Source organism: Lysinibacillus canaveralius, assembly GCF_047301505.1.
Lineage (GTDB): Bacteria > Bacillota > Bacilli > Bacillales_A > Planococcaceae > Lysinibacillus_B.
Genome location: NZ_CP154840.1, coordinates 630,447 through 650,685 on the forward strand (window position 1 = coordinate 630,447; position 20,239 = coordinate 650,685).

General features: G+C 40.7%; 20 protein-coding genes and 1 other annotated feature. Of the genes, 13 read left to right on the top strand and 7 right to left on the bottom strand.

What is annotated here, in order from left to right; genetic code table 11:
- The first annotated feature begins 133 nt into the window (after nucleotides 1–133).
- Nucleotides 134–2,137 (top strand): catalase, encoded by a 2,004-nt coding sequence (locus tag AA0Y26_RS03020; protein ID WP_413368027.1) that lies wholly within the window; start codon nucleotides 134–136, stop codon nucleotides 2,135–2,137.
- Between the two features lie 143 nt (nucleotides 2,138–2,280).
- On the opposite strand, the gene AA0Y26_RS03025 is transcribed toward AA0Y26_RS03020, so the two are convergent.
- The gene (locus AA0Y26_RS03025) at nucleotides 2,281–2,472 is read right to left on the bottom strand and encodes a YjzD family protein (protein WP_413365002.1); all 192 of its coding nucleotides are present in this window, start codon (nucleotides 2,470–2,472) and stop codon (nucleotides 2,281–2,283) included.
- Between the two features lie 206 nt (nucleotides 2,473–2,678).
- Between AA0Y26_RS03025 and AA0Y26_RS03030 the strand changes: the two genes are divergently transcribed.
- The gene (locus AA0Y26_RS03030; protein WP_413365004.1) at nucleotides 2,679–3,614 is read left to right on the top strand and encodes a beta-ketoacyl-ACP synthase III; all 936 of its coding nucleotides are present in this window, start codon (nucleotides 2,679–2,681) and stop codon (nucleotides 3,612–3,614) included.
- Nucleotides 3,615–3,630: 16 nt separating this feature from the next.
- Nucleotides 3,631–4,866: a beta-ketoacyl-ACP synthase II gene (fabF, locus tag AA0Y26_RS03035; RefSeq protein WP_413365006.1), complete on the top strand. Its 1,236-nt coding sequence runs from the start codon at nucleotides 3,631–3,633 to the stop codon at nucleotides 4,864–4,866.
- Between the two features lie 333 nt (nucleotides 4,867–5,199).
- Here the strand turns inward: fabF and trpS are convergent, their stop codons facing one another.
- A complete protein-coding gene (trpS, locus tag AA0Y26_RS03040; RefSeq protein ID WP_413365008.1) occupies nucleotides 5,200–6,189 on the bottom strand; it encodes a tryptophan--tRNA ligase in 990 nt (329 codons plus the stop codon).
- A 47-nt stretch (nucleotides 6,190–6,236) separates the two neighbouring features.
- Nucleotides 6,237–6,448: a binding site (T-box leader), on the bottom strand.
- 439 nt (nucleotides 6,449–6,887) lie between these two features.
- On the opposite strand from trpS, the gene spxA reads away from it, so the two are divergent.
- From spxA to pepF, 4 genes are all read left to right on the top strand, one after another.
- On the top strand, nucleotides 6,888–7,286 hold the full coding sequence (gene spxA, locus AA0Y26_RS03045; RefSeq protein ID WP_036155737.1) for a transcriptional regulator SpxA: 399 nt from the start codon (nucleotides 6,888–6,890) through the stop codon (nucleotides 7,284–7,286).
- Between the two features lie 490 nt (nucleotides 7,287–7,776).
- Nucleotides 7,777–8,430, top strand: coding sequence for an adaptor protein MecA (gene mecA, locus AA0Y26_RS03050; RefSeq protein ID WP_413365011.1), 654 nt, complete (start codon nucleotides 7,777–7,779; stop codon nucleotides 8,428–8,430).
- Nucleotides 8,431–8,627: 197 nt separating this feature from the next.
- Entirely contained in the window at nucleotides 8,628–9,737 is a 1,110-nt protein-coding gene (locus AA0Y26_RS03055) for a competence protein CoiA (protein WP_413365013.1), read from the top strand.
- Between the two features lie 62 nt (nucleotides 9,738–9,799).
- Entirely contained in the window at nucleotides 9,800–11,608 is a 1,809-nt protein-coding gene (pepF, locus tag AA0Y26_RS03060) for an oligoendopeptidase F (protein ID WP_413365015.1), read from the top strand.
- Nucleotides 11,609–12,066: 458 nt separating this feature from the next.
- Here pepF and AA0Y26_RS03065 read toward each other — a convergent pair whose 3' ends face one another.
- From AA0Y26_RS03065 to AA0Y26_RS03080, 4 genes are all read right to left on the bottom strand, one after another.
- The gene (locus AA0Y26_RS03065) at nucleotides 12,067–12,888 is read right to left on the bottom strand and encodes a DsbA family protein (protein ID WP_413365017.1); all 822 of its coding nucleotides are present in this window, start codon (nucleotides 12,886–12,888) and stop codon (nucleotides 12,067–12,069) included.
- Nucleotides 12,881–13,285, bottom strand: a complete 405-nt coding sequence (locus AA0Y26_RS03070; RefSeq protein WP_413365019.1) for a globin — start codon at nucleotides 13,283–13,285, stop codon at nucleotides 12,881–12,883. Before AA0Y26_RS03070 ends, AA0Y26_RS03065 begins: the two co-directional genes overlap by 8 nt.
- Nucleotides 13,286–13,445: 160 nt before the next feature.
- Entirely contained in the window at nucleotides 13,446–14,162 is a 717-nt protein-coding gene (locus tag AA0Y26_RS03075; RefSeq protein WP_413365021.1) for a lytic transglycosylase domain-containing protein, read from the bottom strand.
- 11 nt (nucleotides 14,163–14,173) lie between these two features.
- Nucleotides 14,174–14,761, bottom strand: a complete 588-nt coding sequence (locus AA0Y26_RS03080; RefSeq protein ID WP_413365023.1) for a CYTH domain-containing protein — start codon at nucleotides 14,759–14,761, stop codon at nucleotides 14,174–14,176.
- A gap of 77 nt (nucleotides 14,762–14,838) precedes the next feature.
- On the opposite strand from AA0Y26_RS03080, the gene AA0Y26_RS03085 reads away from it, so the two are divergent.
- The 6 genes from AA0Y26_RS03085 to AA0Y26_RS03110 all read left to right on the top strand — a co-directional run bounded on the left by AA0Y26_RS03085 (nucleotide 14,839) and on the right by AA0Y26_RS03110 (nucleotide 19,671).
- The gene (locus AA0Y26_RS03085) at nucleotides 14,839–15,273 is read left to right on the top strand and encodes a hypothetical protein (RefSeq protein WP_413365025.1); all 435 of its coding nucleotides are present in this window, start codon (nucleotides 14,839–14,841) and stop codon (nucleotides 15,271–15,273) included.
- A gap of 68 nt (nucleotides 15,274–15,341) precedes the next feature.
- Nucleotides 15,342–16,013 (top strand): GTP pyrophosphokinase family protein, encoded by a 672-nt coding sequence (locus AA0Y26_RS03090; protein ID WP_413365027.1) that lies wholly within the window; start codon nucleotides 15,342–15,344, stop codon nucleotides 16,011–16,013.
- On the top strand, nucleotides 16,010–16,804 hold the full coding sequence (locus AA0Y26_RS03095) for an NAD kinase (RefSeq protein WP_413365028.1): 795 nt from the start codon (nucleotides 16,010–16,012) through the stop codon (nucleotides 16,802–16,804). Before AA0Y26_RS03090 ends, AA0Y26_RS03095 begins: the two co-directional genes overlap by 4 nt.
- Nucleotides 16,805–16,816: 12 nt before the next feature.
- Entirely contained in the window at nucleotides 16,817–17,707 is an 891-nt protein-coding gene (locus AA0Y26_RS03100) for an RluA family pseudouridine synthase (RefSeq protein ID WP_413365030.1), read from the top strand.
- Between the two features lie 249 nt (nucleotides 17,708–17,956).
- Nucleotides 17,957–19,333 carry a magnesium transporter gene (gene mgtE / locus AA0Y26_RS03105; protein WP_413365032.1) on the top strand — a complete coding sequence of 459 codons (1,377 nt, stop codon included), beginning with the start codon at nucleotides 17,957–17,959 and terminating at the stop codon, nucleotides 19,331–19,333.
- A gap of 47 nt (nucleotides 19,334–19,380) precedes the next feature.
- Entirely contained in the window at nucleotides 19,381–19,671 is a 291-nt protein-coding gene (locus AA0Y26_RS03110) for a hypothetical protein (protein ID WP_413365034.1), read from the top strand.
- A gap of 48 nt (nucleotides 19,672–19,719) precedes the next feature.
- Here AA0Y26_RS03110 and AA0Y26_RS03115 read toward each other — a convergent pair whose 3' ends face one another.
- Complete coding sequence (locus AA0Y26_RS03115) at nucleotides 19,720–20,229, bottom strand: CotY/CotZ family spore coat protein (RefSeq protein WP_413365036.1); 510 nt, start codon at nucleotides 20,227–20,229, stop codon at nucleotides 19,720–19,722.
- Nucleotides 20,230–20,239 lie beyond the last annotated feature (10 nt).

Consider the following 20,239-nt stretch of genomic DNA (forward strand, 5'->3'; position numbering starts at 1 on the left):
GACTATCAGGAGAGCTAAGCTTACTTGATAGTCCTTTTTGTTTATTTACATAAAAAAGAGGTAAGAGAGGGGTAGAGCGAATTTTTGAGGAGGGGATATTTTGAAGGAAAAAGAACCAAAAAAAGTGTCAAATATGAAATTAGAGCAACTTGAACAATATCATGCTGTTGACGAGGGAAAAGTGCTTACAACAAATCAAGGGTTGAAAATGGCAAACGATGAATTTTCACTAAAAGCGGGAGATCGCGGTCCGACGCTTATAGAAGACTTTCACTTTCGGGAAAAAATGACGCACTTTGACCATGAGCGTATACCAGAGCGAATCGTACATGCGCGTGGATATGGCGTTCATGGGGAATTCCAAGTTTATGAATCGCTTGAGCGTTATACGCGAGCTAAGTTTTTAACGGATCCTACGAAAAAAACACCGGTATTTGTTCGCTTTTCCACGGTAGCTGGCTCAAAAGGATCAGCGGATGTCCCCCGCGATGCCCGTGGATTTGCGGTGAAGTTCTATACAGAAGAAGGTAACTACGATTTAGTAGGTAATAATATGCCTGTATTCTTCATCCAAGATGCAATTAAATTTCCTGATTTAGTTCATGCTTTAAAACCAGAACCTCATAATGAAATACCGCAAGCAGCATCAGCTCATGATACATTCTGGGATTTTATAGCCAATAATCAAGAGAGTGCCCATATGATTATGTGGAAGTTGAGCGACCGTGCGATTCCACGCAGCTACCGCATGATGGAAGGGTTCGGTGTGCATACATTCCGCCTTGTGAACTCAGCTGGAGAAGCATTCTTTGTAAAATTCCATTGGAAGCCGCTCCTAGGTATTCATTCAGTATGCTGGGATGAGGCACAGAAAATTAATGGCAAAGATCCGGATTTCCATCGCCGTGATTTATTTGAAAGTATTGAAAATGGAGACTACCCTGAGTGGGAATTAGGTTTACAAATCATTCCCCAAGCTGATGAATTCAAATTCGATTTTGATGTGTTGGATCCAACAAAAATCTGGCCGGAAGAGGATGTACCAGTGCAGCGTGTCGGCAGATTGACATTGAACCGCAATGTAGAAAATGTTTTTGCTGAAACAGAACAGGCAGCATTCCATCCAGGTCATGTTGTGCCGGGCATTGATTTTACCAATGATCCGCTGCTACAAGGTCGTTTATTCTCTTATACAGATACACAATTAATCCGTCTAGGAGGACCAAACTTTCATGAGCTGCCGATTAACCGCCCGGTGTGCCCGTTCCACAACAATCAGCGTGACGGCTATGGACGTCATACAATCAATGTTGGAAAGGTAAGCTATTCGAAAAATAGCTTGGCAAATAACACACCACATCCAATTTCAGCGGAAAATGGCGGTTATGAGCACTATCAGGAAAAGGTAGAGGGTCATAAAGTACGTGCGCGAAGCCAGAGCTTTGACGATCATTTCACGCAGGCAACGATGTTCTGGAACAGTATGTCAGATGTAGAGCAAGAGCATATGATCAATGCACTCAGCTTCGAGCTTGGAAAATGTGAAACCGAGTCCGTACGCATTCAGGTGCTTGAAATGTTCTCAAATGTCAGCCATGACTTGGTAAAAGGTGTTGCAGAAAACCTTGGTCTTCCTGTTCCATCTGTCAAGCCGGTTTTAACTGATAAAACATCACCAGCATTAAGTCAAATGAATACAGTGAAAAAGCCGGATACTCGAAAAATCGCTGTTCTCGCCGCTGACGGCTTCTCAAAAGATCTCCCAATATGGCTGCAGACGTTAAAGAGCAAAGGAACAATACCTGAAATCATTAGTGACCACCATGGTAAGATTGTAGGTGAAGATGGGACAGAGCTAGAGGTCAAACACACATTACTAACAGCAGATTCGGTGTTGTTTGATGCTGTCCTTGTAGCAAGCAAAGAAGGGAAAACACCGACCTTCGCTAAAGAAGCACCTGACTTTGTAGAAGAAGCTTTTCTGCATTATAAGCCTGTTGGTTCATTAAATGAAGGAAGTCATATTCTGGATGGGCTTGCAAACGTGCGAGGTGCAGGAGTCGTACAAAATAATATTGATGCTTATATTGAAGCGGTAACAGAAGCACGTTTCTGGGACCGCAGCGGTAAACCATAATAATAATTTCCAAATCTGTAAACAGGCTTGCTTGAAAGAGAATTTCAGGCAAGCCTGTTCTGTTTTGTAATAGTATATCTGTTGGAGGAAGCAAAAATAAATTTTAACAATAAAAAAACGCTCCTTACTGGAGCGCCTTCTAATTAGTGATGGTCAGCATGTTCTACTGGGTCGTTCGGAATCACCGCTGCGATAAGTAAAACAATTACGGAGAATGCTACAGAAACGATTACACCAGTCATGAACTCGAATGGTACATTCATTACTGAACTTACTACGTAGTTCAACATAGAAATTAGTAGTAATGACCATACAAACGTCATAATGTATTGCATCAATTTCACCTCTATCAAACTTTATGGAATCTTATTATCTAATTACACACCCATTATCATACCATACGTTTTATGAAAAGAAAAATAAACTTTTGCAAACATTTCATGAACAACCTTTGAAATTTAACGTTGTATAATATTTTTTTATGAGCTATAATTATGACCAACTACTAAATGTTAGTGTCAAAAATAAAGGGGATGTTAGGATGAATGCAGGCATTATCGGACTGGGAAGTTATGTACCGGAAAAAGTGCTGACAAATACGGATTTAGAAAAAGTCCTTGATACGACAGACGAATGGATTCGTACAAGAACTGGAATCCAAGAGCGGCACATTGCAGCGGCAGATGAAAACACTTCGCATATGGCAATAAAAGCTGCAGAGAAAGCAATGCAAAATGCAGGAATTACACCTGATCAGCTTGGCTTGATTTTAGTAGCAACAGTATCTCCAGATCAGGCATTCCCAAGTGTTTCGTGTCAAATAACTGAGCATTTTGGGATACAATGTGCTGCAATGGATATTGCGGCGGCATGCTCTGGTTTTATTTATGGGCTTGTCACGGCAAAGCAATTCGTGGAAAATAATAGTTATGAATATATATTAGTAGTAGGTGTTGAAAAGTTATCGAAGCTGACGGATTGGGAAGACCGCAATACTGCTGTATTATTCGGAGATGGTGCAAGTGCTGCTGTCATTTCGAAAGTATCGGAAGGACGGGGGATTCTATCATATGAATTAGGTGCGGATGGCTCCGGCGGCAAGCATTTATATTTGAATAAAAATCATCATATTTCGATGAATGGACGTGAAGTATTCAAATTTGCTGTACGTCAGATGGGAGAATCTGCTGTATCCGTTTTACAAAAGGCAGGCCTTAATAAAGAGGATTGTGATTTTTTAATTCCGCACCAAGCAAATATTCGTATTATGGAAGCTGCCCGTGAGCGATTAGACCTGCCAGAGGAGAAGATGTCTAAAACCGTACATAAATACGGCAATACGTCGGCGGCCTCAATTGGTCTTTCATTAATGGAAGAGCTGGAGCAAGGAAAGGTAAAAGATGATGACATTCTAGTTCTAGTCGGCTTCGGAGGCGGCTTAACATGGGGTGCTGTCACAATCAAATGGGGAAAATAAAGAAGGGGGAGTATGTATGAAACGTAGAGTAGTAGTAACAGGAATCGGGGCAGTTACGCCTTTAGGAAATACGGCTGAAGAAACATGGTCTGCTATAAAGGAAGGGAAATCTGGGATCGGCCCGTTGACACGTGTGGATTCGGAGAAGTTTCCAGCCAAGGTAGCGGCAGAAATAAAAGATTTTGATATAGAGCAGTACGTAGAACGGAAGGAAGCGCGAAAAATGGACCGTTTCACTCATTATGCTCTTGCTGCTGCACTGATGGCACATAAAGATTCAGGCTTAGAGATTAATGAAGAAAATGCGCATCGGGTAGGTGTATGGATCGGCTCGGGTATTGGCGGTATGGAAACATATGAACAGCAGTTTCTGACATTCCAAGAGCGTGGGGCACGCCGTGTAAGTCCGTTCTTCATTCCGATGCTAATTCCGGATATGGCGTCTGGCCAGGTTTCCATTTATCTTGGTGCAAAGGGACCTAACTCCTGCTCGGTGACTGCCTGTGCTTCTGGAACAAATTCGATTGGTGATGCTTTTAAAGTGATCGAACGCGGCGATGCAGATGTAATGGTAACTGGGGGAGCAGAGGCGCCGATCGTTAATATGGCGTTAGCAGGCTTCTGTGCAAATACAGCTCTATCGACAAATCCGGACCCATCAACGGCATCGCGTCCGTTTGATAAAAATCGTGATGGCTTTATCATTTCAGAGGGAGCTGGAATACTGATTCTTGAAGAATTGGAACATGCGCTAGCACGTGGTGCAACTATTTATGGTGAAGTGTTAGGCTACGGCTCTACAGGAGATGCCCACCATATTACTGCTCCTGCTCCAGAAGGCGAGGGAGCAGCACGAGCGATGGCGATGGCATTATCAACAGCAGATGTAGACCCTTCACAAGTAGATTATATTAATGCTCACGGTACAAGTACGCCTTACAATGATTTGTTCGAGACACAAGCGGTAAAATCGGTGTTCGGGGAACATGCCTATAAATTGGCTATGAGTTCAACTAAGTCAATGACGGGACATTTATTAGGGGCTGCTGGTGGAGTAGAAGCAATCTTCACGGTACTGGCATTAAAAGAAGGTATTTTGCCTCCAACAATCAATTTGCAGGAACCAGATCCAGAATGTGATTTGGATTATGTGCCAAATGAAGCACGTCACGTTGACATTGCATATGCGATGAGTAACTCTCTTGGATTCGGTGGACATAATGCAAGTCTATTATTTAAAAAATATGAATAAACTAATACCAGCAGCAGTAGCTGCTGGTTTTTCTTTTTGGCTGTTCTAAAAAGGACAGGCAAGCAAAGAGAAAGAAGTCCAGGGGGGCAGAACGGACGTGCTGTGCTTCATGAAAAAAGCCACCCAAAAAGAGGTGACTTTTTTATAGAAAGGATGGAGAGATGTTTCGTTACGTGCTCTTTCTTGTGAGCTACGGATTATGTGTAACGTCCATTACACAGTGCATTTTATATTTAAATTACCGGACACTTGGCTATTCATGGTCTGCTGTATTCAATTTTTTGCTGCATACAACAGAGCTTTATTTGGCCATTGGATCGCTTATTATTCTGTTTAGCGTCGTTTACGACCTAGGCCCATCGCGTTCTCCATCTTCTTAAGAGTTTTAGAGGCGATAGCATTTGCTTTTGCAGCACCCTCATCTAAAATCGAATCAAGCTCCGGCGAATCGATCAGGGCGTAATAGCGTTCTTGAATCGGTGCCAAATGCTCAATAACAGCAGCAGCGACACCGGCTTTAAAATCGCCGTAGCCTTTACCTTCATACTTCTTTTCTAGTTCATTAATAGAAGCACCTGATAGGGCAGACTCGATTGTTAGAAGGTTGGAAACGCCTGGCTTGTTTTCAACATCATATTTTACCAATCCTTCTGAATCTGTAACAGCTGATTTGATTTTCTTCTCGATTTCCTTCGGTGTATCTAGCAGACGAATTGTTGCTTTTGTATTTGGATCTGATTTACTCATTTTTTTCGTTGGTTCCTGCAAGGATTTGATACGAGCCCCTTCCTTTGGTAAACGAATATCTGGAATCGTCAGCACATCGTTATAGCGTTTATTAAAGCGCTCAGCAAGGTCACGTGTTAATTCAATATGCTGCTTCTGATCATCTCCAACCGGTACAATATCCGTATTATACAGAAGAATGTCTGCAGCCATCAGCGGCGGGTACGTAAGAAGCGCAGCTGATACAGACTCCTTACCTGATGATTTATCCTTAAATTGCGTCATTCGCTCTAATTCACCGATAGAAGCGATACATTGTAAAATCCATCCGGCCTGGGCATGGGCTGGGACTTCGGATTGGATAAATAAAATAGATTTCGTTGGATCAATTCCTACAGCAATGTACATAGCCGCTAAACTGCGGATATTCTTACGTAGTTCCAGTCGCTCCTGCGGTACGGTAATGGCATGCTGATCTACGATACAATAGATAGCCTGCCCTTCATCCTGCAATGCAGGGAATTGCTTGATTGCCCCGATGTAGTTTCCTAATGTAATGGTTCCTGTCGGCTGGACACCTGAGAAAATAGTTGACATAAAAAATTCCTCCTTTAAACGTAAAAAAACATCATGCTTCCCATATAAAAAGGGACGAATGATGTTTAAATCCGCGGTACCACCCAGCTTGCCCATTAAGGGCCACTCTTCTTCGTAACGTGAAGGATACGAGCAAGGATACTAAAATTCCCCAAGCTAACTCGGAAGTCCATTCCATCTGCGTCTCCATCTGTTCTCACCAACCACAGACTCTCTGAAAAAGACATTCAAATGTACTATTCTTCGTCATTGTTTTTACATTTTATTTTTAAAATTATATTATATGCAACAGAGAAAAAGCAATTCCTTTTTTGATTAGTATACGCTTTCCATGAAAAGAACATACTTGTAAGAACAGAGCCGGTAATATTTTTCATCATTTTCGCTATAAGCAGGGAAATGGGGAATTATTCTCATTTATTTTCGTATAAATGAGAATAAAGCGCTTTTTACAGGCGTTTTAATGCCTTAGTTTAGGGGTATTGTAATAATACAAACAGAAAATAGAAGTAGTAAAATCAAGGTTTTTCGAGAAAAAAGTCGAATAAATATGTACCTTAAAAGATGCATATTTTATTGACATTCTATATCCAAATGACCAAGATTGTTGTATAATGAATAAAGTGTTTTACATTAAATTAATTCTAAAGTAAGAAGACGTTAATAGATTGAGTATAAATTAGGAAGGAAGTGTAGTCATGCAAGTTACATTATTTACTTCGCCAAGTTGTACATCATGTCGTAAAGCCAAAGCTTGGCTTGAAGAGCATGAGATTCCATATATAGAACGTAATATTTTTTCGGAGCCTTTAACAATCAGCGAAATTAAAGAAATTCTTCGAATGACGGAGGACGGTACGGAAGAAATCATTTCGACACGTTCTAAAGTCTTCCAAAAACTAAATGTTGATGTGGAAACATTAACATTGCAACGTCTTTATGAATTAATTCAAGAGCATCCTGGATTACTCCGTCGTCCAATTATTCTAGACGAAAAGCGTCTGCAAGTAGGATATAATGAAGATGAAATTCGCCGATTTTTACCGCGTAAAGTGCGTGCTTACCAATTACAGGAAGCACAGCGAATGGTAAATTAAATACTCCTATAAAGATGTTGCAACGTGAGAAAGTTTGTAGCATCTTTTTTCTTTTCATCGCCTCGTGTTACTAAATAATCAGCGCGATTAGTTCGGTTGCTGCTTTCCAGTATAACGATTACTGAATCAAAAAAGAGACTTTTTATATAGGAAAAGGAAAGCGGATTTCCTTGTTCCCGCCTATTACACCAAAGCCTTTGCTAGCTTCTCTTTGAGACAGAAAAATTGCCCTTGGTTTCATACATGTAGTACAATACAATTTCAATATTCAAATTATTTATGGGGAATAGTGTTTTTCCTTTTCATTTTATGCAGGAACATCATACAATAGAGTTATAGAGTTCGAATTGCTTCTCGGAACTTTATAGAAAGTTTGTAGTGTTCATAAGTTGGAAAGAGCATGTATGATTTTTGATGGTTTAAACAAATAGTAAGGTAACCTTGGTTTACATGTGTTTCAACGAATGACTGTGAAGGGAGTTGAAGTCTTATGGACATCGAACGCATTAATGAAAATACACTGAAGTTATTTATTACGTACAGTGATATTGAAGATCGCGGCTATAGCCGTGAGGAGATCTGGTATAACCGCTCAAAAGGCGAGGAACTGTTTTGGGATGTAATCGGTGAAGTGAATACAGAGGATTATTTTGATATGGATGGCCCAATCTGGATTCATATCAACGCTTCCGAGCAGGGACTTGAAGTCATCGTCACACGTGCCAACCTACATCCTGATCAAGAGGCGACAGCCATGATGGATAGCTTCGACGAAAATCGAGAAGTAGCAGCACAATTACGGGAAATGGAAAGTGTCATCTTTGAATCGTTTGATACAGATTCTGACGAAGATATGACGATTTCAAACGCCCGTTTCGCTTTCAAGGATATAGATGAACTAATACCGCTTGCTAAGCGTATCGTCCCTATGGGATTGACATCTTCGCTATATCAATTTGAGGAGCGTTATTATTTACATGTTGATTTCACTGATCTACCAGAACAACGTGAACGTAAAAATGCTTTAGCGCTTATTAAAGAATATTTAAGACCTTCACGCTTAACAATCCACCGCTTAGATGAGTACGGCAATCTAATCATGGAAAACAATTGCTTTGAAACGGTTCTTGAATATTTTGCATAGATGATTTCCCGCACTTTTCCAAGTGCGGGTTTTTTGTGCGAAAAAAATAATGCTATTTGACGTTCGCTGGTTCAGTAAATGGAAGTATGCCATCTATTTCCCTTACACAGAGCCAAAATAAAATTTTGAACAAAAAACAATTTTTCACTTGAACGATGAGGGTACCTTTTTTACAATGTGGCAAAGGAGGTTTTGTTATGCTTGTCGCAATCAATGAGCAAGGAGACTATTTGCCATTGACGGAAAGCTTAACGGAAGCAGCCCTATTGCAATTGCGTAAAACGAAAGCATTTTGTCCTCATTGTAAAGAGCGGGTAGTTTTAAAAGCGGGTGCTATTAAAATTCCTCATTTTGCTCATACTGCAAATACAGCATGTGCCTCTTTATTTACAGAAGGTGAATCCTATATGCATTTATTAGGAAAACAACAGTTATTCAACAGGTTGCAGCAATTAGAAGAAGATGTTCAGCTAGAATGCTATCTCCCCCATTTACAGCAGCGACCGGATTTACTCATTAGAAAAAAGCAGCCATATGCCATTGAGTTCCAGTGCAGCCGGATTCCTATTTCTTTATTTGAGGAACGGACACAGGGCTATCAAAATGCACAGATCATCCCCATCTGGTTATTAAAAACGCCGTCCTCTTTTTTACAAAAAGGATCTATTCTCAAAGCCTCATTCACGCAGTTCCATCAGCAATTCATCCAAAAGGATTATTTGATTACCTATGCCCCTGAAACGGCACAATTTCATTATTTTTGTCATTTCATCTTTCTGCAGGGTAATACATTTTTAGCCCGATTAGTAAGTCTGCCGCTGAAAGCGCAAGTTTTCCCTTTTTATGAGCCAAAAAAGCTGAAAGAAGAAGGATTTAATGAAATGTTTTCAGAATATACTAGGTATCGTCTGAAGTTTTTAAACAATCGTCTTTTTTACAGCAAAAAAGGGGTAAATGATCTGTTTTTACGAGCTGTTTACGAATTGCGGCTCCCCCGCGAAAAGATTCCTTTATTTATCGGTATACCTGTAATACATGCAAGGGCTATACCTGTTTTTACGGCAGAGTGGCAGCTGATGCTTCTTTACTTCCTGTACTGCCATGGTTTGTCATGTAAAAATATGAAGAAAAGAACAATCTATTATTTCCTGTCCTGGGCGAGTCTCCCGGCTACAGAGCAAGCCCTTCAAGCAGTACAGGAGTATATGCGCATTTTAGAGACACTTTCGATTCGGGAAGTAGGGGCAGCTTATTCAACAGAGCAGTTAATTCAAGTGGTTTTTAATGAATTGATTGCAATTAATTAGAAATATTGAGAAAATGAAATAGAACTTCGAATACCGAAATATGTTATTGGAGGATAGATAAAATGGCAAAAGAAGTATTATTACGAGATCAAATTCCTGAAGAACTGACATGGGATTTAACGCCGATTTTTTCAACGGATGAGGCTTGGGAAGAGGAATTTAAGGAAATAGAGGCATTGGAAGAGCACGCAAAAAGCTATAAGGGAAAAGCAACGGAGAGTGCACAAAGTCTGTATGACGCTTTGCAGTTTGGTGACCAGATGTATGAGCGCTTCAGTAAATTATATGTATATAGCCATTTGAAGCATGACCAAGATACAACGAATGGCAAATACCAGGCAACGGATAGCCGGGTGCGTTCTTTAGGAGCAAAGCTTAGTGCGGCATGGTCTTTTTTAACGCCGGAAATTTTGTCGCTTGATGAGGAGACAATTAATGAATATGTAGCAAGCTATGAACCTTTGAAGCTGTATGAGCAGTCCTTGAAGGAATTAAACATGGGACGTCCGCATATTTTATCTGCAGCAGAAGAACAGCTCCTTGCCCAAATGTCTGAGGTGACGGGCGTTTCTAGTGATACTTTCGGCAAATTGAATAATGCTGACTTAGAATTCCCGAAAATTAAAAATGAAGACGGGGAAGAAGTGCGTGTTACGCATGGCTCTTATATTTCCTTTTTAGAAAGTACTGACCGGAATGTGCGAGAAGCGGCATTTAAGGCAGTTTACGAAACATACGGGAAGTTTCGCAATACATTTTCATCAACACTTGCTGGTAATGTAAAGGCCCAAAATGTGAGGGCCCGTATACGGAAATATGATTCGGCACGCCATGCTGCGATGAGTAATAACTTCATTCCTGAAAAGGTATATGATCAACTCATCTCAACGATTCATGAATATCTGCCATTGCTGCACCGGTATGTAGCCCTTCGCAAGGAAGTTCTTGGACTGGATGAATTGCATATGTATGACCTGTTCACACCGCTTGTTAAAGAAGCGAAGATGGATATGCCTTACGAAAAAGCAAAAGAATTAATGGTGGAAAGCTTCGCACCATTAGGTGAAGAATACCAAAGCATTGTAAAAGATGGGCTGAAAAGCCGTTGGGTAGATGTGATGGAGAACAAAGGGAAGCGAAGCGGTGCCTATTCTTCAGGTACATACGGTACAAACCCGTATGTATTAATGAACTGGCAAAATAATGTGGATAATTTGTTTACATTGGCCCACGAGTTTGGCCATAGTATGCATAGCTATTATACACGGGCAAATCAGCCGTATCCATATGCCAGCTATTCAATCTTTGTGGCAGAAGTAGCCTCTACATGTAATGAAGAATTGCTATTTGATTATTTACTAAAAACAATAGACGATCCACAGCAAAAAATTTATTTATTGAACCACTGGTTAGACAGCTTCCGTGGCACAGTATTCCGTCAAACAATGTTTGCTGAATTTGAGCATATGATTCATGAGATGGATGCAAAAGGTGAGGCATTGACAGCAGATAGACTGACAGAAGTGTATTATGATCTGAACGTAAAATATTTTGGAGATGCAATAACGGTAGATGAAGAAATCGGCCTAGAGTGGGCTCGTATTCCTCACTTCTATTACAACTATTATGTTTACCAATATGCAACAGGACAAAGTGCTGCAACAGCATTAAGCAAAAAGATCCTGGAAGAGGGTACACCTGCTGTTGAGCGCTATATCAACAACTTCTTGAAAGCAGGCTGCTCAGACTTCCCAATAGAAGTATTAAAGGCAGCTGGTGTCGATATGGAATCACCGCAGCCGATTGCAGAAGCTTGTAAAGTATTTGAAGAAAAGCTAAATGAACTTGAAAAACTGCTTCTAAATAAATAGGACAAAAGCCGTTAGAGTCGTTCTAACGGCCTTTTTCTGTTTCAGAAAGCATTTTTCTCGCTCACACTTTGTTTTGCTGCAATAATAATAGGTGATTATATAAATATAGTATATTGCTTCGGTAGAATAGAAGAGAAGTGTTGATATAACAGTTATTTGCAAGCGCTTTCTATTTGACGGATTTGTGAATTTATATGTATTTTGTTGCAACGATTATTATTGTATGCTAAATTATAAATGTGAAATAAATCACATAACAAACATACACCCCTTTGTTTGAACGTGAACATTTCTCCCATCCCCTTTGTGAAAAAGAGGCGTCCTATCTGTCGAGGTTAGGGCGCTTCTTTTGTTTTTTCTAGGAGAATCTATTTTTCGTATAATTTTAACTAATAAAAAAAGCCGCCCAGCGAAAGCTTGAGCGACGACTCTAATAAACTATGAAAATATAAAAGAAACTATCTATAATTGCGATTTAAACGCCATACTGTTATGTCTTCATTTGTAATACGTTCGATTTTTTGCTGAAGCATACGTTTTTTTAATTCACGCTCTGCCACAGTATAATCGATGGAGAAGATTTCTGCTATTTCTGCTGTTGTCAGAAGTTCGTATCGCTTAAATACGTCTTCTATCGAAGGAATAGGCTGGGGCACAAGCTCCTCGCCAATCATCTCTTCTAAAATGTGCTCATACACTTCGTAGTGATAGGAGCCGCTTACCTTCAACCCTTCTTCTTCGATGCATTCATTGAAAAAGACGATGCTTGGTACTTCATCTACATCCATCTCGCGTGTGATATAGAGATCACACTGAAATGCACGAGCCGCTTCCTTGGAGCCGAAGTCGATGGCGAATTCATTCATATCCAGCCCAACCTCTTCAGCTATTTCGAGAAGAGTAGCATGTGAATTTACATTCTTTGTCTTTAATACTGCGTATTGCTGCAATTTCGTCAAGTAACGGGAACCTGCGCGTTTCCCTTGAAGCTCAGCTGCTTTGATGGCGATTGACGGAAGGACAGGGTGGGTAATATCTAGTTCATCCCCGTTATAACAACCTTTCAATCGCTTTGTTAAAGAATTGAGCGCAGACAGTTCTGTGCTTAATACATAGCGCCACGTGAAATAATGTTCATATTGAAGTTGAAGCTTGCGCAATATACTTTTCATTGCGAATGCCTTTGGGCAAAGCGGGTCAATGAAAATATATAATTCTACCGGCTTATAAGTAGTAATAGAAGGTGCGACAGGCTGTGGTAATAGCTGAACATTATTCATCGAATCCCTCCTCATCTTCATTCTCTGCATTAATCATATGATGAGCAGTCATAACAAGACGTTGGAAATACGTTTCACGGAATTTTCCGTCTAAACCAACCTCATCCATAGCTTCAGCCATACATTCCAGCCAGGCCTGCGCACGATCAGGGGTAATTTTAAAGTTCATATGGCGAGCACGCATCATCGGATGACCATGCTCTTCTGTATATAAATTAGGTCCACCTAGGTACTGAGTTTGAAACTGGATTTGCTTACGAATTGTTTCGGTTAAATCTTCAGGGAAGATTGGAATGAGGTGTGGGTGCTTTGCGACGCGTGCATAAAAAGCATGCATAAGCTCCGAAAGCTTTTCAGCGCCAAGTTCCTCGTAAGGAATCGTATATTTTCGATTCATAGGTGCTACTCCTTTATGTCTAACTTCTTCTAGTATACGTGATGATGTATACTTTGCTGCTTCACAAACGTATTTAGTAGACGATATGTTCATTCTAACAACGACTTTCATTTTTCACAAATAAAGAGCTCTGACATGACAAAAGGGATGTAAAAATATGTTAAGTATTATATGTATTTAATACTTTTTTTACATAGTTTTGCGTTTCCTTAAAAGGGGGTATTCCCTTATATTTTGAGACATTACCTGGTCCCGCATTGTATGCAGCAAGCGCCAAAGACATGTCCCCATCAAATTTATCTAACATTTGGCGTAAATATTTAGTCCCGCCCATAATGTTTTGGAAAGGATCTTTTACGTCTGCTACGCCGAGGAATTTAGCCGTTGACGGCATTAGCTGCATAAGGCCTGTTGCTCCCGCTGAACTCACGGCATTAGGGTTGAACCCGGATTCCTGTTTAATAACCGCTTCTATCAACTTGGCAGGAACATTGAATTTTGCAGCAGCCTCCTCGATAGCCGTTTTAAAATCTGTATTAGAAGCAATAGCAGTTTGTTTAGGGATAGCAGAAGACGAAGAAGAAAGTGATTCAAGCACGGATGCTGGTACATTAAGCTGCCCTTCATAGATCAGCGACTGCAAATAGTCCGCTGTTTTTTTCTCACTATTTCCATAAATGTCCGCTAAGCTGGCATGGCTTCCAAGCATATCAGACAGTTCTAAAGCTTGTCCATTCCCCATACTTTCTAATAGCTCCTCTATAAGCCCTGAAAAATCAGAGGAGCCGGTCCCTAAAACCGAATTCGTTTGATTGTCTCCGCCAACCGATTGAATTGCCTGTATCTCCATTAATGTGCGTAATGATTGAATATCCATTTCATCGTCCCTTACTCAGATTGCTGCGCTAAAGCCTCTGCAAAGCGCGCGATTTTTTTCTTTGCGTGTCTTTTTTCAATATGGTGCTCTGCCAAAAAACGTTGAAAAATGTCAATACCTGTTTGTTCATCATTTGTTTCATATTCTACTTCATAATCCTCGCATTGCAAATAAAAAGAATGGTCCAAAAAGAGTATTCCGCCTTTATATTCTATTTCTACACGGTTTGTTGCCAATGTACCGAATAGCTGTAATTGCTCGGACTGTACATGCATTGCAGCTAGCCGTTGTTTGACCGAGGGAGCATGGAATCCAGTTCCTTGAATCATCTCCGTTGCAGCATCATCGGATAATCGGTCGGTTGTTTCCAGGTAGGCATTTTCTGTAGACCGTTCCTTTAATGTACATTCGATGTGAGAAGGCAGTACACGAATACGGAGTCCACTCATCGCTTTTTTTAAGTGCTGGCCGGGTGTATCGAAATAGTGGTTTTCCTGTCGCACAATTTGCTCCTGCTGAATATTAAAATAAGTGAGGAGACGGTGATACTCCTCTTTTGTTAATAAATTTTTAAATTCAATTTCCAACTGCTGGCTCATTTAATCATCCTTTCTTCTCGGTTGTTTATATTTCCGTTCCCCAATTCTAAAAAGCAGACTGCATACACGAAAGCTGTATGTTAAAATATGAAAAGATAAAGTGGAAAGGAAGACGTCCATTGCGTAACGTATATAATATCGAAAATCATGTTGAAATACATAATAAAATTACCTTCAGTGTAAATGAAAAGGTACAGGACATTCAAATACTCCCGGCAGGAAAGGTCATTGTAGATTCAGATCAATATGCCTTTATTTATATCGTTGAGGAGGACAAGGAGTTTAGTTATTTACATTTTGGAGAAAGTACTTGGCCTGCTTTGTTGGAAATGCTGCTGCACGGGGAGGACCCTCTCCTTTCGCTAGGAGAGCAGTTCATAGAATTACAGCAATTCCATGAAGAATTAGAAGCATTGATTTATAATATCGAAGGCAACAGTAATTACGGTGAAGAATTTGTCGCCCGTGTAGAAACAGCTTTTCAAGCGTTTTTAGCAAATGATGAAGTATAATATAAGAAAGTGGAAAGATGTGCTGACGAAGTGATTTTCGTCGCCTCATTGTTGGGAGGTTAATTATTTTGGGACAGTGGGACGTTTTTTTAAGCCCTTATAAGCAAGCAGTGGACGAGCTGAAAATAAAATTGAAGGGAATGCGCTCGCAGTTCGGCACTGTGAATGCAAACTCACCAATTGAGTTTGTAACAGGACGAGTAAAGCCTTTGGCAAGCATATATGATAAATCGTTGCAAAAGGGCATACCATTCGAGCCTTCCGACAAGTTGGGATCGGAGCTGCAGGACATTGCAGGCGTGCGCATCATGTGCCAATTTGTTGATGATATCTCGACTGTGACGCAACTGATTCGTCAGCGGGAAGATATGAAAATCATTGAAGAAAAAGATTATATTACGAATAGTAAACCAAGCGGATATCGTTCTCATCATATGATTATTGAATATCCTGTCGAAACGGTACAAGGACGGAAAATCATAGTGGCTGAGATCCAAATTCGTACATTGGCCATGAATTTTTGGGCATCAATTGAGCATTCGTTAAATTATAAATACAAGGGAGAATTTCCTGAAGAGATTAAAGACAGGCTGCAAAATGCTGCGGAGGCTGCCTTTCGGTTAGATGAAGAGATGAGTCAAATTCGCAGTGAAATTCAAGAGGCACAAGCTTACTTTAATGAATACAAAGACGATCTAGCGATACTAAATAACTCAGAAAAGGAGCGTGACAAACAGTGAAGTTTGCCATTCAATCACGCCGCGATGTACAGTCGAATGAATTGATGGAGCTTGCCAAAACCTATTTGCAGGATTTCGGATTAGAAATAGATGAAGAAGAGCCGGAGATCGTTTTGTCGATCGGCGGTGACGGTACACTTTTGCATGCGTTTCACCGTTATTCTCACCGGCTGGATAAAGTCGCCTTCGTAGGGATTCATACAGGGCATCTAGGTTTCTATGCAGATTGGAAGCCGTCTGAATTAGAGAAGCTGGTTCTATCAATTGCGAAGAAAGAATTTAATTCAGTAGAGTACCCGCTGCTTGAGGTGCAGGTGCATCGTAATAATTCGGATTCAAGTACGTATTTGGCTTTGAACGAGGCAACAATTAAGTCTCCAGACGTTACGCTTGTGATGGACATTGAGTTGAATGGCAAACACTTTGAGCGTTTCCGGGGGGATGGTCTGTGTGTATCAACGCCATCCGGAAGTACAGCCTATAATAAGGCGCTTGGCGGCGCGATCATTCATCCGACGCTGCATGCATTCCAGCTAACAGAGATGGCTTCGATCAATAACCGTGTATTCCGTACAGTTGGCTCCTCACTTGTACTGCCAGCGCATCATAACTGTGTATTAAAACCAGTGAATGATCAGAAATTTAATATGACAATCGACCATATTCAAATTATACAAACGGACGTTAAGTCAATTACATTCAATGTAGCAAATGAGCGTGTACGCTTTGCCCGTTTCCGACCCTTCCCATTTTGGGAGCGCGTGCACGATTCATTTGTTTCAAACGAATAGGATAAGGGAAATATGAATAATAGGTTTACAGTGACTTTTATTGCGAAACAACAAGGACAGCTCCTGCGTGAAGCAATTAGCGAATTTGGTATTTCTAAACGAGCGCTGACCGCTATTAAATTTGATGGTGGGGAAATTCTTGTCAACGGGCGGGAGCAAAATGTTCGTTATATTCTGCAAGCTGGGGATAAAATCACTATCATATTCCCAAAGGAACAGATTAGTAATGGTCTTATTCCGCAGCAGGGGAATCTCGATATTGTCTATGAAGATGAAGCACTTCTTATTTTGAATAAACCGGCTTATATGAGTACGATTCCATCGAGGGAGCATCCGGATGGCAGTGTAGCAAACTTTGTTGCCGGCCATTTTTCACAGCAAGACATTGCTTCTACCGTACATGTGGTTACGAGGCTGGATCGGGATACATCTGGTTTGTTATGCATTGCCAAGCATAGGCATATTCATCATCTGGCAAGTCTTATGCAACGCGCTGGATCTATTCACCGGGAATATGAAGCAATTGTGCATGGACATGTGCAGCCCCAATCAATTATTGCACCTATTGGCAGAAAAGAATCCAGCATTATTGAACGGGAAGTAAGGGATGATGGACAATATGCACATACAGATGTCTTTCTGCTTGAACAATTGACAATTGAAGGCCAGCCGTATTCTCATATCCGGCTGAAGCTGCATACGGGACGCACACATCAAATTCGGGTGCATATGTCGCATATCGGTCATCCTTTAGTTGGGGATGAGCTTTATGGAGGGAGCAGGAAGCTTATTACAAGGCAGGCGCTTCATTGTGTGAAGCTTCAGCTGCTGCATCCTGTTACTAGTAAAGCACTTGTATTTGAATGTATATTGCCGCTTGATATGATGAATATAATAAAATAGATGAAAGATGTTCGGAATAGACGAGCATCTTTTATTTATTTCATGAGAAGAGGCACCATCAGTTTTTCTTAATCAATTTATTAAATACATATATAATCTATTTTCTATAAACCTCACTTGGTTTAGAAAGAAAAAGGAACAGATTGGGAGTGCATCCAACTGAAATGTTAAAAATTTGTGGGAACGATAAATAATCATTTACGAATGGCAGCTCACACAACTATTATGTAATGTGAGAGGAGGGATTACATGGTCGAATATAAAAATGAAAAGGATGACGTCCAGTATAATGAGGAGCTTCTTTATGAACTGCTTAAGGAAGAAAATATTCAATTATTCCGTGAACATTTTTTAGCACTTCATCCTTACGATCAAGCGCAATTTTACGAGAAGGTTGGACCTGATATACGGGAGACCATGTATCATTTCTTATCTCCTCAGGAATTGGCAGTTATCTTTCGTGAGCTAGAGTTAGAAGATGATGAATATCAAGATTTTCTTAAAGAAATGGATACTTCCTACGGGGCCGCCATGTTATCGGAAATGTATACCGATGACGCGGTAGACGTATTAAATGAGTTGGATAATAAAGAACGAGAAAGTTATCTAGAAATGATGGACAGTGAGACAGCTGAAGAGATCAATGAACTGCTCGCATATGCCGAATATACGGCAGGAGCCATTATGACGACAGAGTATGTTTCGATTCTAGAAAGCTCTACAGTTCGTTCTGCTATGACCGTTATGCGCAAGGAAGCTCCGACTGCTGAAACTATTTATTATATTTTCGTTGTCAATGATGAGCATCAGCTGACAGGTGTTCTATCCTTGAGAGATTTAATAATTGCTGATGAGGATACACTTATAAAGGAAATTATGAGTGACCGCGTTGTCTTTGTAGGATTGAAGGATGACCAAGAAGAGGTCGCTCAAATTATGAAAGATTATAACTTCCTGGCTCTTCCGGTTGTGAATGAAAACAGGGAGCTGCAGGGAATTATTACGGTCGATGATATTATCGACGTCATCGAGGAAGAGGCAAGTGATGACTATTCAAAGCTTGCAGGGATCTCGGATGTAGAAGACATAGATGATAGTCCATTCGAATCAGCAAAAAATCGGCTGCCATGGCTTATTATTCTTTTGTTTTTAGGTATGTTAACAGCCAACCTGATGAGCCGCTTCGAAGAAACCCTAGATCAGGTAGCATTGCTAGCCCTCTTTATTCCACTTATTTCAGGCACGTCCGGAAATAGTGGAACACAGGCGCTCGCTGTAGCGGTACGAGGAATTGCTACTGGTGAAGTAAGTGAGAAAAGTAAGATGAAGCTGCTGATGCGGGAACTATTGACTGGACTAATAATGGGTATTGTATGTGCCCTCATTGTAGTAGGGATTATTTACTTCTGGAAGCATAGTCTTGTGATGGGTCTCCTTGTCGGTGGAGCTATCAGTTGTTCAATTTTAGTGGCGACGCTTGCAGGGTCATTCATTCCACTCCTGATTCATAAGATGGGGATTGATCCAGCAGTAGCATCGGGTCCCTTCATCACTACATTGAATGATGTGACAAGCTTAATGATTTACCTTGGGCTTGCAACCATGTTTTTAAGTCAAATTATGTAGCAATGAAACTTCCATAGCATATCGTAAGGAAAAAAGGATGTGGATGGTTGGAGTATCCGTTATTGTACATTCATACCCCGCCCCCTGCGCGTCAAATCGATGATGAAAGTACATCGATCTATGTAAGGAAGGAGCCAGTACCCTCGCTGATTCTCCATCAGCTTCGATACTTTGCACGCCCGGTCAATAAAGAAAGACAATTGTACTTCCAATTAAAAAACGGAGAGCATTTAAACGGCATTATCGAGAAAGTGAAAGGCGAAGAAGTGCTGATCCGCGCGATGAATCAGGAGATTTGGCTGGCGGCGGAATCAATTGCTTACATTACGGCAAAATAAAGAGCAGATGCATTATGCATCTGCTCTTTTTTATTGCACTTCTTTTGCTTAGTTACAAATGTTAAGATCTACGTCTGCAACACATTGTACAGCACAGAAGCAGTTTAAGTCGACTGTAATACAGCTGTCTGATGCAGCAAAGTGGTTAACCTCACATAATTCAGCAAGGTTTACCTTTGTTCCGCAATCAGATAGTAAATTTACAGCATCACCACCGTACTCGTATAACGGGACTAAAACGCGTAAAGTAGCACAGCAGTCATCAAAGATATCTTCTACACGGAAGAATACAGATGTACAGTATTCATAAAATTCTGATGAGAATTGTGCCATGAATGGTGTGCCTGTTTTTGTTAGTAACTTGAATACGCGTGTGTCTGCTGCTTTACGAGCAGGACTTACAATACCGCCAAGCGGTTCTAAGAAGCAGTTTGTAGTACATGTCGGACAATCCTCTTCAGTAGCTTGGTTTTGGATATCTAGAATTGCACGCACAACTTCACATACACAGCCTCTATCGCCGCCAAATCCACCTACGCTATCTCTTCCACAACCCATATATTCACCT

What these genes read in the sequence shown, in the direction of transcription:
- AA0Y26_RS03020 (WP_413368027.1), top strand. Translation starts at nt 134, where the DNA reads ATGAAATTAGAGCAACTTGAACAATATCATGCTGTTGACGAGGGAAAA.
- AA0Y26_RS03025 (WP_413365002.1), bottom strand. Translation starts at nt 2,472, where the DNA reads ATGCAATACATTATGACGTTTGTATGGTCATTACTACTAATTTCTATG.
- AA0Y26_RS03030 (WP_413365004.1), top strand. Translation starts at nt 2,679, where the DNA reads ATGAATGCAGGCATTATCGGACTGGGAAGTTATGTACCGGAAAAAGTG.
- fabF (WP_413365006.1), top strand. Translation starts at nt 3,631, where the DNA reads ATGAAACGTAGAGTAGTAGTAACAGGAATCGGGGCAGTTACGCCTTTA.
- trpS (WP_413365008.1), bottom strand. Translation starts at nt 6,189, where the DNA reads ATGTCAACTATTTTCTCAGGTGTCCAGCCGACAGGAACCATTACATTA.
- spxA (WP_036155737.1), top strand. Translation starts at nt 6,888, where the DNA reads ATGCAAGTTACATTATTTACTTCGCCAAGTTGTACATCATGTCGTAAA.
- mecA (WP_413365011.1), top strand. Translation starts at nt 7,777, where the DNA reads ATGGACATCGAACGCATTAATGAAAATACACTGAAGTTATTTATTACG.
- AA0Y26_RS03055 (WP_413365013.1), top strand. Translation starts at nt 8,628, where the DNA reads ATGCTTGTCGCAATCAATGAGCAAGGAGACTATTTGCCATTGACGGAA.
- pepF (WP_413365015.1), top strand. Translation starts at nt 9,800, where the DNA reads ATGGCAAAAGAAGTATTATTACGAGATCAAATTCCTGAAGAACTGACA.
- AA0Y26_RS03065 (WP_413365017.1), bottom strand. Translation starts at nt 12,888, where the DNA reads ATGAATAATGTTCAGCTATTACCACAGCCTGTCGCACCTTCTATTACT.
- AA0Y26_RS03070 (WP_413365019.1), bottom strand. Translation starts at nt 13,285, where the DNA reads ATGAATCGAAAATATACGATTCCTTACGAGGAACTTGGCGCTGAAAAG.
- AA0Y26_RS03075 (WP_413365021.1), bottom strand. Translation starts at nt 14,162, where the DNA reads ATGGATATTCAATCATTACGCACATTAATGGAGATACAGGCAATTCAA.
- AA0Y26_RS03080 (WP_413365023.1), bottom strand. Translation starts at nt 14,761, where the DNA reads ATGAGCCAGCAGTTGGAAATTGAATTTAAAAATTTATTAACAAAAGAG.
- AA0Y26_RS03085 (WP_413365025.1), top strand. Translation starts at nt 14,839, where the DNA reads ATGTTAAAATATGAAAAGATAAAGTGGAAAGGAAGACGTCCATTGCGT.
- AA0Y26_RS03100 (WP_413365030.1), top strand. Translation starts at nt 16,817, where the DNA reads ATGAATAATAGGTTTACAGTGACTTTTATTGCGAAACAACAAGGACAG.
- mgtE (WP_413365032.1), top strand. Translation starts at nt 17,957, where the DNA reads ATGGTCGAATATAAAAATGAAAAGGATGACGTCCAGTATAATGAGGAG.
- AA0Y26_RS03115 (WP_413365036.1), bottom strand. Translation starts at nt 20,229, where the DNA reads ATGGGTTGTGGAAGAGATAGCGTAGGTGGATTTGGCGGCGATAGAGGC.